20 protein-coding genes are annotated in these 14157 nt (G+C 37.8%); 3 read left to right on the forward strand and 17 right to left on the reverse strand.

What is annotated here, in order from left to right:
* The 12 genes from AC6QZF_RS09715 to AC6QZF_RS09770 form a co-directional block, all read right to left on the reverse strand.
* Positions 1 to 501 (reverse strand): hypothetical protein (locus AC6QZF_RS09715; RefSeq protein WP_499799687.1); only part of this gene is annotated, 501 nt, incomplete at its 3' end.
* 10 nt (positions 502 to 511) lie between these two features.
* Complete coding sequence (locus AC6QZF_RS09720) at positions 512 to 1966, reverse strand: hypothetical protein (protein ID WP_499799688.1); 1455 nt, start codon at positions 1964 to 1966, stop codon at positions 512 to 514.
* Positions 1963 to 2427, reverse strand: coding sequence for a hypothetical protein (locus AC6QZF_RS09725; protein ID WP_499799689.1), 465 nt, complete (start codon positions 2425 to 2427; stop codon positions 1963 to 1965). The genes AC6QZF_RS09720 and AC6QZF_RS09725 overlap by 4 nt, the downstream gene beginning before the upstream one ends.
* Positions 2424 to 3020, reverse strand: a complete 597-nt coding sequence (locus AC6QZF_RS09730; protein WP_499799690.1) for a CHAP domain-containing protein — start codon at positions 3018 to 3020, stop codon at positions 2424 to 2426. The genes AC6QZF_RS09725 and AC6QZF_RS09730 overlap by 4 nt, the downstream gene beginning before the upstream one ends.
* Positions 2938 to 3222 carry a DUF350 domain-containing protein gene (locus AC6QZF_RS09735; protein WP_499799691.1) on the reverse strand — a complete coding sequence of 95 codons (285 nt, stop codon included), beginning with the start codon at positions 3220 to 3222 and terminating at the stop codon, positions 2938 to 2940. The genes AC6QZF_RS09730 and AC6QZF_RS09735 overlap by 83 nt, the downstream gene beginning before the upstream one ends.
* A gap of 9 nt (positions 3223 to 3231) precedes the next feature.
* Positions 3232 to 3489: a hypothetical protein gene (locus AC6QZF_RS09740; protein WP_499799692.1), complete on the reverse strand. Its 258-nt coding sequence runs from the start codon at positions 3487 to 3489 to the stop codon at positions 3232 to 3234.
* Positions 3490 to 3551: 62 nt separating this feature from the next.
* Positions 3552 to 4808, reverse strand: a complete 1257-nt coding sequence (locus AC6QZF_RS09745) for a hypothetical protein (RefSeq protein ID WP_499799693.1) — start codon at positions 4806 to 4808, stop codon at positions 3552 to 3554.
* 7 nt (positions 4809 to 4815) lie between these two features.
* A complete protein-coding gene (locus AC6QZF_RS09750; RefSeq protein ID WP_499799694.1) occupies positions 4816 to 6750 on the reverse strand; it encodes a hypothetical protein in 1935 nt (644 codons plus the stop codon).
* A 12-nt stretch (positions 6751 to 6762) separates the two neighbouring features.
* Complete coding sequence (locus AC6QZF_RS09755; protein WP_499799695.1) at positions 6763 to 8040, reverse strand: hypothetical protein; 1278 nt, start codon at positions 8038 to 8040, stop codon at positions 6763 to 6765.
* Positions 8027 to 8338, reverse strand: coding sequence for a hypothetical protein (locus tag AC6QZF_RS09760; protein ID WP_499799696.1), 312 nt, complete (start codon positions 8336 to 8338; stop codon positions 8027 to 8029). Before AC6QZF_RS09760 ends, AC6QZF_RS09755 begins: the two co-directional genes overlap by 14 nt.
* Positions 8339 to 8417: 79 nt before the next feature.
* Complete coding sequence (locus AC6QZF_RS09765; protein ID WP_499799697.1) at positions 8418 to 8810, reverse strand: response regulator; 393 nt, start codon at positions 8808 to 8810, stop codon at positions 8418 to 8420.
* Positions 8807 to 9205 carry a RusA family crossover junction endodeoxyribonuclease gene (locus tag AC6QZF_RS09770; protein WP_499799698.1) on the reverse strand — a complete coding sequence of 133 codons (399 nt, stop codon included), beginning with the start codon at positions 9203 to 9205 and terminating at the stop codon, positions 8807 to 8809. Before AC6QZF_RS09770 ends, AC6QZF_RS09765 begins: the two co-directional genes overlap by 4 nt.
* Before the next feature lie 173 nt (positions 9206 to 9378).
* On the opposite strand from AC6QZF_RS09770, the gene AC6QZF_RS09775 reads away from it, so the two are divergent.
* Genes AC6QZF_RS09775 through AC6QZF_RS09785 form a run of 3 tightly spaced genes read left to right on the forward strand, consistent with a single transcriptional unit; the run spans position 9379 to position 11141 of the window.
* The gene (locus AC6QZF_RS09775; RefSeq protein WP_499799699.1) at positions 9379 to 10272 is read left to right on the forward strand and encodes an ATP-binding protein; all 894 of its coding nucleotides are present in this window, start codon (positions 9379 to 9381) and stop codon (positions 10270 to 10272) included.
* A gap of 15 nt (positions 10273 to 10287) precedes the next feature.
* Positions 10288 to 10515 carry a hypothetical protein gene (locus AC6QZF_RS09780; RefSeq protein ID WP_499799700.1) on the forward strand — a complete coding sequence of 76 codons (228 nt, stop codon included), beginning with the start codon at positions 10288 to 10290 and terminating at the stop codon, positions 10513 to 10515.
* Complete coding sequence (locus AC6QZF_RS09785; protein ID WP_499799701.1) at positions 10512 to 11141, forward strand: hypothetical protein; 630 nt, start codon at positions 10512 to 10514, stop codon at positions 11139 to 11141. The genes AC6QZF_RS09780 and AC6QZF_RS09785 overlap by 4 nt, the downstream gene beginning before the upstream one ends.
* Positions 11142 to 11183: 42 nt before the next feature.
* Here AC6QZF_RS09785 and AC6QZF_RS09790 read toward each other — a convergent pair whose 3' ends face one another.
* The 5 genes from AC6QZF_RS09790 to AC6QZF_RS09810 form a co-directional block, all read right to left on the reverse strand.
* Positions 11184 to 11345, reverse strand: coding sequence for a hypothetical protein (locus AC6QZF_RS09790; protein ID WP_499799702.1), 162 nt, complete (start codon positions 11343 to 11345; stop codon positions 11184 to 11186).
* A gap of 7 nt (positions 11346 to 11352) precedes the next feature.
* A complete protein-coding gene (locus tag AC6QZF_RS09795) occupies positions 11353 to 12297 on the reverse strand; it encodes a metallophosphoesterase (protein WP_499799703.1) in 945 nt (314 codons plus the stop codon).
* Entirely contained in the window at positions 12245 to 13150 is a 906-nt protein-coding gene (locus AC6QZF_RS09800; protein WP_499799704.1) for an adenine-specific methyltransferase EcoRI family protein, read from the reverse strand. Before AC6QZF_RS09800 ends, AC6QZF_RS09795 begins: the two co-directional genes overlap by 53 nt.
* A gap of 72 nt (positions 13151 to 13222) precedes the next feature.
* The gene (locus AC6QZF_RS09805) at positions 13223 to 13417 is read right to left on the reverse strand and encodes a hypothetical protein (protein WP_499799705.1); all 195 of its coding nucleotides are present in this window, start codon (positions 13415 to 13417) and stop codon (positions 13223 to 13225) included.
* Positions 13418 to 13426: 9 nt separating this feature from the next.
* Positions 13427 to 14157: BspA family leucine-rich repeat surface protein (locus AC6QZF_RS09810; protein WP_499799706.1), on the reverse strand; the 731-nt coding region annotated here is incomplete at its 5' end.

Here is a 14157-nt window from a genome sequence, read left to right on the forward strand (position 1 = left end):
TGGCGGTCCGTATGGCTCAGGTGGTGGAGGTGGCGGTCCGTATGGCTCTCCAGATGGTTTTGTTCCCTGTTTTTGTTTGTCATCTTTTTTGTTGTTCGCTGTCTCTGACTGTTTGACGTTGTCTGGATCTAACATAAAATGTGAACCTGCTCTTGGATCTATTGTCGGAATATACTTGCCATTTTTATCCTTCACGTGCGAAGTTATGCCTTGTTGTAAACCTTTATACAAACTATTAACAGAGTTAAATAACTCGGGATCTGTTATCACTGTTTGCTCAATCATCTCTCCGTTTGGTCCAATAGACCTAATCTTCTGCGTTCCTAATTCAAGCATATTTTGAGCAAGTTGCACTGTGTTTTGTAATGCTGCTTGTTTGATATAATTCGCCAACTCCTGTCTGTTTCGCGTACCAGCATTTGCATCGCGAATGTTTTGCGACATTGTTTGGGCACCTGTATCGATGCCTTCAGCTCCATAATTTCTTAATTCTACAGGCATGTTTTATCTCCTATCTTCTAAATCCATATAAACTATTCGGATCATAACCAAGATAGTTGGCAAGCGCTTCAACTTTGCGTGGATCTTGGTTGGTACTCCAATTAAATACATCTCCACCAGCTATACTTGATTGTATAGCCATCGGAACTGCATGTTTCATATATTGCCCCATTGTCTCTTCGGAACCAGCGCGTGTCCCCATTGTTTTTGCCGATGTGCCGAATAAATTATACGCTGCATTATCCGCTTGATTCGCGATGCCCATAGCTTGGCTAACCATCGGTCCAGCCAATGAACTCGCCATTCCCTGAAAGTTTTCCCATTGATTAAGTGCTGGTGCAACATTCCGTTGGAAATTACTCGCAAGATCTTTTTGATATATATCACTCGCCTGACTTGCTATGTTAGCTTGCTGAGCTGCAGATTGTTGTAATCCTTCTTGTCCTGCACGCATTGCTTGTAAATTGCCAGCTGCTTGTTGCCCGGCAATTTCCTGCAATGCACCCATATTCGCAACACCACTACCACCACGCATATTCATAACAGATTTAGCAAGATTTTGCTGAGACATCTGATTTTGCCTCATTCCTTGCTGTGCCATCTGCATTGCATTTTGCTGTAAACTATCTCCAGATGCTAATAATCTATTTTTATCAGCTACTGCATCTCCAGATACCATCTGGCTATTTATGCGCCGCTGAGCTTCTATGCCAGCTGCTGCTCCCTGCTGTCCTAATGCGTTGGTGTTTTGCAATAATGCGGATTTATTTTGAGCGACCTTATCGACAGCTAATTGAGCTGCCTTATCGGCTGCTTCTAACGCCGACTTGGTTTGAGACTTGCTATCGCCAAACAATCCCTTGACAAGTTTAGAACCAAGCCACGTCCCAACTCCACCTAATAAGTCTGCACCGAATGCTGCTCCTATCCCACCTGTGAATATGCCACCACCTCCACCTGTTATAGCATCTGCCAAATCTTTCCCTGCCTTTAAAGCTGCTTCTGCGGTTCCTGTAGCTTGTGCATTTCCGAGATCTACTGTCGGCTTCGGTTTTGCTTCGCTTCCAGAAAACAATCCCCCGATCCATTTGGCAGCACCAGACATATCCGGCAATCCGGGTAATCCGGGCAACTTATCTATCATGTCTGATACATTAGGCAGTTTATCAAGAAGTGATGATGTATCTTTATCGTTGCTATCTGGCGGTGCAAGCGGTGGCTGAATTTTAAACTGTGGTTTCTGTATGCCTGTTAAAGCATAGTAATCAGAATAATCGGCTGGTGGTCTGGACATTGCATCTAACTTAAACAGCATTGGACTGTTGCTGGCTAACTGTGGTAACTGTGGCGAAATCTGCAATGGAGATTGTGATAAATTCTGTTGCGGCACACTCGCATTCATTCCTGCTAATGGATTGGCAAGCATCCGCAACATATCATCTATTGAATAATGAGGAGCTATCATTTTATGCTTCTCCCTATAATAAAACCACCAATAGCACCTATTATATATTGTAAATAGCCGTTGCTTACTTCCTGTCTAACTGTGTTAATTCGTAAAGTATCATATCGATAAATATACTGCGTTTCACGTTCTATTGGTTTGCGACGTAATATATATTCAAATTCGTTCGCTGGATATGTGTATCTAATCAATAATGTATCACAAGTAATATAATCTATTGTGTCCAATTGAGCAACAAATGGTAATGTGCTGATGGTATCTCTTAACGTATCATACGTGATACGTAATTTTGTTTTAAAGTATGTTTTTTGTAAATAAATAGTATCACGCACAAATACAGTATCGACGCGAGTCGTATGCATATATTCGTTTATCTCACGTTCTTTTTTCGTTGAAAATACAGCAATCCATAAAAGTAAGGCAATAACTGCTAATACAATAATCCCATAAGAATACTTCATTGCCATACTCCTATTATCCTTAAACGTGCAAAAGGCTGATATGTTCGTATTGTTGGATATACTCCCTGACCATCACGATCTACAACTCCATTCTTGCCTGACGTATTACCACCAATTGCATAAAATTTATTGTTGCTTTTTTTATAAATAATTTCAACATGCCCAAATGGAGTATTTCCTTGTCTGAATACTAAGACAGCACCCTGTCTTATTGGTATATTCTGACGTAACACCTTTTCAATTGGAATCATATCTTTATTAGCAAATGCTAATGCTCGCCCCGAACGTATGCTCTTCGGGGCTTTGCCGTGATATAAACAGTAACTAACAAATGCTGCGCACCAAGCTGTATTTTTCCCTATACCTACAAAACGCTGAAATTTCTCGACATCTATGCCATCGTTTCGACCACTACGTTCTCGCACATACAAATACGAAATAGCCGTATCCAATTCTCCAACAGACTGCTTTACTACCGCAGTTTTGTCTGCAAAATAATATGCATTCTCGTTAGCCGATAATGATTGCCCAAGATAGCATAATTGCAGCAAACACAATAGCAAATGCAACGTTCTTTTTCTTAAATAACTCATCAAGTGTATCATATTGCTCCAAAATAAACTTATCATACAGCCACCACATTGACAAAAACATTCCTATCTTTAAAAGCGAATACGGAAGTTCCGCCCATTCTGGATTCGCGTAATTTAAATATACTAAAAAAATCAGAGATATAAAAATGATAATTCCACCAATCGATACAATTGATGCGTAATATTTTTTCAAGTCCTGCATAATAACCTCCTATTGTTCTACAAATTCCCAATCTGGATTTAATGAAACATACGCTAAATACATTGCACGCAACAGAGAATCTAACACAGTATATTCTGGCGCTACGAGTTCGTTGAGTTTTTCATCTATCGTTACCGCGGCGTAAAACACAACATTGCGATATGCTTCATATTCTCCTAACGCATTGTTGTCAAATCGATTTAATTGATCTGTGTCCTTAAATCTTAAAAACTCAACGCTATACATTTTATCTTTAAGTAAATGCATGCTTATACTGCGAATCTTTATAATCTCATTGGTATTCCTGTTTGTTAAGTACATATAAGCTCCTATATATAATTTGCAAATAAGTCATTGGCAATTACTACTGCACCAAACGCCACTGGGGATGTGATGCTGTTGCTTGTCTTCGCAACCTGTAATTTTATGCAACAATTATTTTGGTCGAGAACAAGCCGCGCATTCAAATACGCACTACCGAATGTTTCTACAACATAATCATAACCATTAATCGGTAAAAAATACAACCTGTTCGTAGCGTAACTATGCGCAGCCACACAACCACGTATTTGCCATGCTTGCGCAATCCTTAAAGAGGCATTTGAATACAAAGCACTAATTTTGTAATCAAAATTATATACCTCTCCTTCGTATATATAAAGATGCTGCCCGCTTGTGATTGGCATATCTACCCAAGTATTTATAGGTGTGTTTGCTGGCAATAGAAATCGTTCGTATTTTTGAATTTTAACACCACTGTTCCATTCGGATGCTTCTAATACTGTTGTGCTGCATGTATTTGATGCGATTTCATGTGGTCTGTGCGTCTTGCTCGCATAACCAACCGCAACTGATTTACTGTGTTGCGCTTTCGTGTATGCGCCAATAGCCACAGAACCAGAATCTACCGCATACACATCAGCCCCTATACCAACAGACTCGTTGCCGATATTAGCTGCCATGTCCCCGATCGCTATTGCTCTGTTATTGATATTCCATACAGAATTTCCTAATGCCGCTGAGTAGCCTTGAATATTAGCATTATTCATGCCAATAGAAATAGAATTTGTGATTGTGCTACCACTGCCAATAGAAATCGCATTATTCAGACTCCCATTTGTTCCAACTGCAATAGAATTCAAATTACTCGTAGCCGAACCAATTGTGGTGTTACTATTGACTTCTGTTATCCACCTCGTGCCAGTCCAAATAAACTCAATTGCATGCTGTGGCGCCAAATCATAACCTGATTGCAGATTCCTGTAATATACAGGTTGTACAGTTAAAGTTGAATTTGTATTGACCGCAGCATCGTTATGTATGACAAAACGTTTACCTGTAGCTACGTTTGTCGTTGGCAAATTAACAATTCTGTTTCCTCCAAGTGGAGTTAATATTTGTCTGGTTGCTGAATCCGGCATTAGTGTTAATGTGTTTGTGATTGATTGAACATTCACAGTTTCAGATGGCGGATCGATAATCTTCAACTGTCCTTCGGAACCAACGCCAACATTGCGGTCCCCACTTCCACGAAGACCATCAATATAAGCATCTCCTCTTATAATTAAATCCTGCGAGATTTCCATGCTATCCCTACATTATTACAACTTTGTAATCACCATTCAACAATGTGTTCTGTTTAAATGTTATTGTTACTGTATTGGCATCTGTTATTTCTATATCTGGAATTACGCTTTGATAGATTATCTGTGAATTGCGTGTTCCTTTTTTAAATACCTGCACCATCACATTTGTGCTGTTTAAATTGTGTACGATTTGATGCGTGTAAGCTCCTGTGTTAACCGTGATTTCTTCGGCGTATTTTTTATTTTTATAAGATGGTGCTAAGTCGATTATATTACCACTTGTCGTAAATGTGTCCGTGTTTGTAGATACAAAGACACCATTAGTATCTGCCGATAAACCACCGTTTGTTTTTAACTTTAAGTTTAATTTTCCGGAATTATATGTAAAATGATTAGCTTCCTCATTTATGCGTATCCCCGATGTTGAAGACGTCAAGCCTTTGCTGGCATCTAATTTTGCATTCAACGCATTAGAACCATCCAAGTTCAATGTGTTTGTGTTATAATTCAACGATACAGTCGAACCGCTAAGTGTTAGTGGATTATTGAAGTTATAAACACGCTGTTCTGAAAATAATACCCACTGCACCGATGTGACACCAAGCGTACCTCCAGGTTGCACAGAACACCAATACGATCTTCCAGCGTTAGTACTGCCTTCTGTAATAAACACGTAGGCACCAACTAATTCGTCCCAAGTGTCTGCATCGTCAGCTCTGTATAGTCCGACTCCACTCTCGAATACGTATATACCATTTTGAGAAGCTGTTGTTTGATCTTTAACCAACACCCTATTCCCATTTGATAACGTTACGCCATCTATCTGTGTTACGGCAGCTAAATTGACGTTGCCAGTGGTAGCAACACGACATGCTGTTTTAACCTTTAAGCCTGTTGCCATCATATCTACATATTCTTTTGTCGCAGCATCGGTAGAGTTTATTGGCGAACCTAATCCTATTATCTTTTGATTATTAAGATTAATAGAACCTGTTGGAGCTGCAAATTGATTTAGTGGAATTGTTTTTGCTGCGTTTTTAACATCATCTTCAAAATTGTTAATATCGCTTGTATTTATTCCGGCTTGTCCATCGGTAACTATGCCCTTTTGATTCACTGTTACCTTCGCAAATGTCTGCGAAGAACCGAACCGATTTGTTAAATCAATCCCTTGTGTTGTCTCTATCAATCCGCTACTTGGCGACAATATTGCATGCGCTTTTACATTTTGAGTTGTGGTGTTAACAGCGAACCGTACTGTATTGCTGTTCTCAAATTTGCTGTTTACGACATTATTTACAGCTTGTGAAAAATCTGAAATATCTCCGGAAAGTAACGTTTCAGCTCCACCTTTTACGATTCCGTATGTATTTACGTTTACACGATAATACGACTTGTCAGCAGCAAATAACGTTTTCAAATCAAGTCCATTCGTGTTAATTGTGATACAACCAGCTGGATTGCATTCTACATTTGCTTGGATTTTAGCACCGCTCGTATCCCATTTTATGCTTGCTGTACCGCTGAATGCTGTTCTTAAATAACCCATTACAGCATTATCAAAATCGTATATTGTCGAAGCGGACTGCGTCCCAGTGTGATTGTTGCGGTTCAGATAGTAAGAATCCGTTTGTCCATTTAACAGTTCAGCGTTTTCAGCTATATCTACCTTGCCGTTATTGTTTGTATCATAAACGGAACGCTCCATATCTGGATAAATCCAGCCGTTCTGGAACTTAAATCCAAGTCTCCCTTTGTTGCCTGTTGGTCCCTTTGTTGTATTGTATATAATACGACCTTCTGGCGCGGTAGTTGGCTCAACTGATAAGTTTTCTAAACGAACTCTGACGGCTTGATTGTTTTCTAAATCGAGATTGCCAGAACCATCTTTTACCGTCAAATTGCCTATTATATCGACATCGTTTGCAAAATTTATAGCCATGCCTACCTCCTGCTAATTTAAATAAACCCTACCACTAATATTATACTTAAACTTTACTTTTAGAGTATTATTATCTATATGCACTACTTCTCCATATATTATGCTGTCTGATGTGTCGCATACCGTTACAGATGGACGTTTGCCAAGATTATGCGTAACCAACCATTCATTTGCTGGCACAACTTGTTCATATGCAAAATGCGCATCTCCAATATTACCATATAATTGAGTAATATCCCACCATTTGAGAATACCTTCTTTGTTAGCATATTGATATAGTTTTGGACGACAATTCGCTACTGAGCTCTCATCTGTCGGAAACAGCACAGAAATAACATCACCATGCATTGGCTCTACAAATTGTAGTGCACGTATAGATGAAAACGGCTCCCCAAATTTATACACTAAATAATTAATAAATCCGAGTTCGAGCCATTCGTCAAATGTAGTCTCCGTCGAAACTATAAATATACTACCAATTGGCGATGCGTCTGTTTCGGATGGTTGCGTGATAAATTTTACGGCTGGTTGTTTCCATGATATTGGAAGTTTTTTCCATCCTCGATTATCTCCGTCTTCACCAATCCATCCAGTACCATAATACATAAATTCAGATAAATACCATTCATCGTTTTGCAATGTTATCACACGACGATCAAGACCATCGAAAACTCCACCACGTATTTTATCGCTTGAACTAATCTGAATTGATTTTTGTCCACTATCTCGGAACATTAACCAATCGTAAAAATATGTAATGGCGTTAGCAATAATATCTATTTGAACAGCTTCATCTTCTGTTTTTAGTTTATCTTCAAGAAACGACTTTGCCAAATGAAATTTAATCGGCAGTTTGAATTCTTGCCTCGCTTCAAGTACTTTGACCTGCGTATCAATGAAATTAATACACTGAACTACCAATGGATCATCTACTTCGATACCATTACTTTTTAAAGTCAATGCCCATTCTGTTGTTTCTATGCTAATAGGCTCATCCTTTCTCGTCCCGGTATTAGTGGTAACTTGTTGAGATGGAGACTTTAACCCTAACTGTTGTTCTCCACTTTGTGCTTCGACTCGTTGTTTTAAATTCTCAATACCTAAACGCAAACGTCTCATTTCCTCGTTAGCCATCGCTGCACCAGCTGGCGTCGAGTAGTCTGGAACATTTTGCACAGATAATGTGCTCTGATGTGGGACAATACCGATTTTCCTTGAACGCTGCGTATTGTCCGCAATAGTCGATGTCGGTTGCAAGCTTGGAACTATTGTCGGCTTACGCTTTGACACGAGCGCACCTTTCGCATTTTTGTTCTAATGCATCTACACGTATGCTCTGTTCAGCATTTTTCATTAGAAGACCTTTGATTGATGTATCTATATCTTTTACAGTAGCCTTAATTTCTTTTATTAAAGAAAGATTTTCATTGTGCTGCGCAAGGATGACTTCTATACGATTTATTTTTTCAGATTGTAATTGTGCCGTATCGTATAATTCTTTTATATCATTGCGCGATTCCTCGATTGTCTGATTTATCTGCGAACGCCACATTGCGAACTCACGCACATCCTGCATTTGTCTGTCCATTTTGCTATCTATATACGTCTTCATGGCATAATATAGCGACACGCCACCTATAATAACGCCAATAACACCAGATATCAACTCAATTTGAGTCATCTATTACCCCTCTCAAAGTCCGAAGCGTCTTAATTAGCGACGAAAAACAAAACATCTTCACATCAACTTTTCTTATGAAATATACATTTGTGTACCTTTTGAACTTTTGTATCACTTCCATATCATCTATTGATGAAATTATTATGACAGCAGTATTGCTGTTAATATGCTGCTGATGTTTTTCTAACAACTCTAAACCGTTATATTCATCTAAGATGTAATCTAACAATACTACATCATACCTGTTTTTGCTTAACTTATCAGAAGCATCCTTATACGTGTTGGCTACATCGACTTGGAAACCACGCATTTTAAATAGCGCTTTAAAAACATTTGTTATTCCTACATCGTCATCTATAATGAGCATCTCGTAGCTCACAGTAACTCCAGTTCAATGCGAATACAATCTTCTTTTGAGTATAACTTTATAGCTTGCTGGCTGACTATATACTTATCGTCATCAATTAATATACCTTTTATAGCATCATTGGCAGCTTTGCATAAATTATCTATATCTGGACTCGTAGCTTTGTATTTACCCCAAGTCTTTTGCTTGGCATTTTTAAAAATAAACTCGTATTTAATACTAACTTTTTGTTTTAATGGTTTCCATCTTTTATGCAAATTATTGATGAGCTTTGCTCTAAACTCTTTTGTCCACTTTAAGATTTTATGATCTGTATAACATTGGTGATTTTTAGCCGAAGTAAATCTTGTCGATTGTTTAGCTTTCGGACGTATATCTATTGTATATTTATATACTGTTTTGCACAACGCAAATCTCGCTCCATAATATGTGCTAATATACATAAAAAAAACAATATACGCAACAAAAATTATACTTTGTGAAATAAAATTCACAAATCACAATTTATTTTGCAATTATATTTTATTGTTTTATTTTTGTAATACCGATTTTTATTTTTTTAAAAAATTATAGGTGAATTATGGAAATCATCAAAGCAGGCGAGCCAATCCAGACTTTGGCTATCAATGTATTAATCTATGGAGACCCCGGCATAGGCAAGACATCACTTGCCAGCACAGCAAACAATCCAATCCTTTTGGATTTCGACGGTGGCGTTCATCGCTCGCAATTCAGAAAGGATGCTGCGAGAATTAAAAACTGGAGCGACATTATTGGAGATTTTAATGAGTTCTTGCAGGTTATTCAAGATTACAGCACAATTGTCATCGATACAGTCGATACAATGCTTGACTACATTGGAGTTTATGTTACGCAAAAAGACCCAAAATTATTACGCAACAAGCTACAATTTTACGGTGCTATGAGAGATGAATTTACAGACTTTGTAAAGAAAATCAAAACAATCGGTAAAGATATTATATTTATCGCACATGCCAAAGAAAAAGATGAAGGGGATTTACGCGTTAAACGTCCAGCTATTACCGGTGGTAGTTATGATAGAGTTATGCAAGTATGCGACTTGATTGGCTATTATACAATAGATCAAGGCAAACGCTCTGTCGATTTTAACCCAACAGATACATCCGTCGGCAAAAATAGTGTGCAATTAGAGCGTCTTGGCATTCCTAATTTTAACGAACAACCAAATTTCTTTGCTGGAATTATGCAACAAGTAAAAGACAGTCTAAATAACTCTTATCTCGCACAACAAAAAAGCCTATCGGAAATCCATTCATTCGCAGATTTTGCAGACACACTATCAACAATCGAAGAATTTAACAATGCCATCAAATTAATCCAAAATAGCGAAGATAAAGATATTATAAAAAAACAAAAATGGAATGCTCTTAAAGCATCTGCGGATAAAAAACAATTCAAGTACGATGCTAAACAAAAAGTATTTTTTGAATAAAAATGCGTAACAAATATGAAAGCACAGAAAATATTAGACAAATTATTCACTGTTGTAAGCATAATGATGTTTGCAATAGTCGAAATAATGCTTTTGTCGTCCGTGTTGCATTTCATATGCGGAGTTATCACATATTCACAATTCGCATCTGTAATGCGACTAACAACGCCATTGTTGCTTGTAACAATGGTGTTATATTCTATATTTGTGTTTAAAGAACTATTTAAAAAGGATAACGCATGAAAGCCAGCGCTTCTCGCATTCAAGTCTATTTCGATTATATCAACGAAATAATCGACCTCGATGAAGCAATTAAACGTCTGACACAGCCAAGCGAACCGTCAGAAGCTATGTATATAGGCACACTCATACATGGATTGCTTGAAAAAATTACACCACAAACGCTAAATGATTGCGACTTTGTATCTATCGATAAATATACACTTGCGGTAAATGACTGTTTAAAAGATGTTGTTAAACAAACCGCTTTCCCACATAAACTTGTCGAATACAAACTTAGCAAAGAATATCCATACAAAGGAGATGTTATAACATTATCTGGTATAGCGGATGCAATCATCGGCAACAACTTGATAGAATATAAAACAACATCTCATATCGATATAGAGCGATACTATAACTCACCACAATGGAAAATATATTTCGATTTGTTTAATGCAGACAGAATCGAATACCATATAATGAAATTAAAAGTTACAGAACGACTAATCGAAATAGTTGAGTATGCCCAACTTAATATGTACGATTACATCGGACGAAGTGATGAAGTCCGTAACACACTCTATGAATTCTACGACTTTGTAAAATCGCTCGGCATTGAATTATATACAAACGATATAAACAAATGAATGCTATATCAAAACACATGCATACAAAGCGGTAGCTACAAGCTACCGCTTCCTTTTTGAACGCAGCGAATAAATAGTTGCAGTGTGGCGTTTTGGAATTGCACTATTGGCATTTTTGTTTTTTGTGGCGTATGCCCTATCTAAATTCTTGGCTGTTTTTTTATCGCAAACCACCACAGATTTAACGTTAGTTTTCTTGTTCATAACTCACCTATAAAATTGAACCATTAACTATCTTGAAATTCCTGACTTCAAACATTTTGTTCTTATATACCTCAACAACGGCAAAACCGTGATTCCAATTGTTATACGGATGATACTGCGGACGTAATCCGCACAAGCATCCTATTGTCCAGCTCCCATACATTTTGTTATCAACGCTCTTTTGAATATACTCCTGCGTTCTATGGTCGTGCCCGGTTAATATGTTGTTGAATGAATATAATAGTCTTAACCTCGCAACATTAATAGCACCACGCCCTGCAATTCTATCGCCGTGCAAAATAGTTAGTTTGCCTGCTTCTATCCGTCCAGTGTTATCTAAATACCTAATGTTACGCTTATTTAATCTCAGAAAGTTCTCAACAGACACTTCCTCAACATTCCATAACTCGGGCGCCTGACTTGCTACGTAACGCTCAAAACGATACTCGTGATTGCCTGCTACGTAAATTATATTGCTAAACCTGCCAGCAATATAATCTAAGAATTGATTCGCTACACTTAACTCTCTGTTTAAATCTCGTTTATTTGGGTCTCTCGTGAACGTTGATAAACCGTGAAAATCCACGATGTCTCCATTCAACACAAGCCAGTCTAAGTTCTGCTTAGATAAATAATCTAATGTTGTTATAACCGCCTGCTTGTCGTGATAAGGTATATGTAAATCCGCTATAACACCAATTTTGCCATCAATGCTAATTACCGGCGTATCTTCATAATAACTATCTGGCACTTCATTCACGATTGGTGCACTGACTGCAAACTCAAATGAATTCTCGTATTTGCGGATAAACTGTCGCAAACTATCTGACGAATACGGAAACAACGCTGGATGTTCTTGCACCAAAATTTGTGCAAGTCTGCGTTTGCTTATTTCAGGATTAGACTGCTTTACCGAATTGATTATCTCTAATTGCTCTGTCGTCAATTGCATTCTTTTCGTCCTTTGTTATGTGTTTATGCTTTATTATTATTCTTGTAAAAACATTTGCACCATCTAACTTTAATCGTTTATGTATTTGCAATATTTCAAATTTTGTATAATCACATTTTAATAAAAACGTAATCGGAACACCCATTAACCCTTCGAAATCTTTTGGTATATTTAATACTTGCCTAACCTCAATGGCATTATAGTTATCATATTTTCGATATGTATCTGAATTGTATGTTTTAGTAAACTCGGTAATTTGGAACATTCTGTTGATTTTTAGATTTGTAAACCAAACAACGCTACGCATTCGAATGTGTTTCCTGCCATTCATGACTTTTTCTGTGGCATAATGATATGATGGGTATTCTTCTGGAACCTCAAACCACTTTGTATCAGTATTATGTTGCCCAAACCATACCCTCCCTTCTCGCAGCGATCTAAAAACATTGATGCATGATATTGCTGTCATGTGCCCCATAATTATAAACTTTTTATTGTATTCCAACAATTGCGCTATATATTCACGAAACAAAGAGAACGGCGGATTTGTAATCACAACATCTGCTTGTTTTAAAAGCTCAATAACTTCCGCACTACGAAAATCACCGTCGCCTTTATGTTCGTGAATCTGCATATTCTTTCCATCGTACTCACTCCATACAGCGGGTTCTGTGCTGTGCAAATCTTGTTTCTTATAACAACTTGCAAGCAGACGCTTTAATCCGAATTCGTGAAAATGCTCTATGAAGTATTTAACAAAATTACTTTTTGTTGGATCATCGCAATTACATAAGATGGTTTTGTCTTTAAAGTAGTCCGTGTATAGCACCATCTCGTTCTCAATATCTTTCATTGACGTGTAGAATTCATCACGTTTACGCTGTTTAGCTAAGTTTAAATGCTCAACTCTTTTCATATAAACCTTTCATATATTAAGAGATTCTTGTGCATATTGCACCCCAAAATACTCCATAGCTTCTTGTGTGTTCTGCAAATACACGCAATCTATATCACGCCCCTCTGGCGTGTCAATGAACTCAACGGCTTCAAGTAAAGTATATCTTTTGCCGTCTGTGCCGACATATTGCCCTTGCTCGTCTTCTATTAGTTTGTATATCATAATTGCCTCCTAATTTTGCACAGTCCAACCTTTACTTGTTGCAATACTCGTATCGCAAGTGCTTGCACCGGGATTGCCTGTTATTTTAATTGTTTTGCCTGTAACAGTTCCTAAATCGCCAAACAATGTATTTAAAGCGTCTGCGTTCAACGAACAAAACGAAACATCTATTTGCGGGCTTGCACCTGTCCAAGTGCTTGTTCCGTTTGTTAATCTAATTCCTGTGCATTTTAGATTATGCCCGTTTTGCCCATAAATACCAATTCTACTTAACTTGCTTGCTATTGTTAAAGTTCCAGTTATTGCTTGTGCGCCTTCCAAGAAACCTGTAAAATCGCTTGCGTTTGTTTGGCTGCCTAAATACTCAAGGTTGTTTATTATTCGTAAGGAATAGCAACCTACAAACATATAACTCGCATTCGTAACGTTCCCCCAACTCGTCGGCAAGGTTACGCTGCTTAAAGAATAGCAATTATAAAACATATAACTCGTATTCGTTACATTACCCCAACTCGTCGGCAAGGTTACGCTGCTTAAAGAATGGCAACCATAAAACATATAACTCGTATTCGTTACATTGCCCCAACTCGTCGGCAAGGTTACGCTGCTTAAAGAATGGCAATTATAAAACATATAACTCGTATTCGTTACATTACCCCAGCTCGATGGCAACGTTACACTGTTTAAGGAAATGCAATTCCAAAACATATAACTCGTATTCGTTACATTGCCCCAACTCG

The organism is Eximiradius sp. (assembly GCA_937127445.1).
Taxonomy (GTDB): Bacteria; Bacteroidota; Ignavibacteria; order Kapaibacteriales; family UBA2268; genus JAKIZO01.

What these genes read in the sequence shown, in the direction of transcription:
- AC6QZF_RS09720 (WP_499799688.1), bottom strand. Translation starts at nt 1,966, where the DNA reads ATGATAGCTCCTCATTATTCAATAGATGATATGTTGCGGATGCTTGCC.
- AC6QZF_RS09745 (WP_499799693.1), bottom strand. Translation starts at nt 4,808, where the DNA reads ATGGAAATCTCGCAGGATTTAATTATAAGAGGAGATGCTTATATTGAT.
- AC6QZF_RS09805 (WP_499799705.1), bottom strand. Translation starts at nt 13,417, where the DNA reads ATGATATACAAACTAATAGAAGACGAGCAAGGGCAATATGTCGGCACA.
- AC6QZF_RS09775 (WP_499799699.1), top strand. Translation starts at nt 9,379, where the DNA reads ATGGAAATCATCAAAGCAGGCGAGCCAATCCAGACTTTGGCTATCAAT.
- AC6QZF_RS09750 (WP_499799694.1), bottom strand. Translation starts at nt 6,750, where the DNA reads ATGGCTATAAATTTTGCAAACGATGTCGATATAATAGGCAATTTGACG.
- AC6QZF_RS09735 (WP_499799691.1), bottom strand. Translation starts at nt 3,222, where the DNA reads ATGCAGGACTTGAAAAAATATTACGCATCAATTGTATCGATTGGTGGA.
- AC6QZF_RS09795 (WP_499799703.1), bottom strand. Translation starts at nt 12,297, where the DNA reads ATGCAATTGACGACAGAGCAATTAGAGATAATCAATTCGGTAAAGCAG.
- AC6QZF_RS09730 (WP_499799690.1), bottom strand. Translation starts at nt 3,020, where the DNA reads ATGAGTTATTTAAGAAAAAGAACGTTGCATTTGCTATTGTGTTTGCTG.
- AC6QZF_RS09760 (WP_499799696.1), bottom strand. Translation starts at nt 8,338, where the DNA reads ATGGACAGACAAATGCAGGATGTGCGTGAGTTCGCAATGTGGCGTTCG.
- AC6QZF_RS09800 (WP_499799704.1), bottom strand. Translation starts at nt 13,150, where the DNA reads ATGAAAGATATTGAGAACGAGATGGTGCTATACACGGACTACTTTAAA.
- AC6QZF_RS09790 (WP_499799702.1), bottom strand. Translation starts at nt 11,345, where the DNA reads ATGAACAAGAAAACTAACGTTAAATCTGTGGTGGTTTGCGATAAAAAA.
- AC6QZF_RS09785 (WP_499799701.1), top strand. Translation starts at nt 10,512, where the DNA reads ATGAAAGCCAGCGCTTCTCGCATTCAAGTCTATTTCGATTATATCAAC.
- AC6QZF_RS09740 (WP_499799692.1), bottom strand. Translation starts at nt 3,489, where the DNA reads ATGCATTTACTTAAAGATAAAATGTATAGCGTTGAGTTTTTAAGATTT.
- AC6QZF_RS09725 (WP_499799689.1), bottom strand. Translation starts at nt 2,427, where the DNA reads ATGAAGTATTCTTATGGGATTATTGTATTAGCAGTTATTGCCTTACTT.
- AC6QZF_RS09780 (WP_499799700.1), top strand. Translation starts at nt 10,288, where the DNA reads ATGAAAGCACAGAAAATATTAGACAAATTATTCACTGTTGTAAGCATA.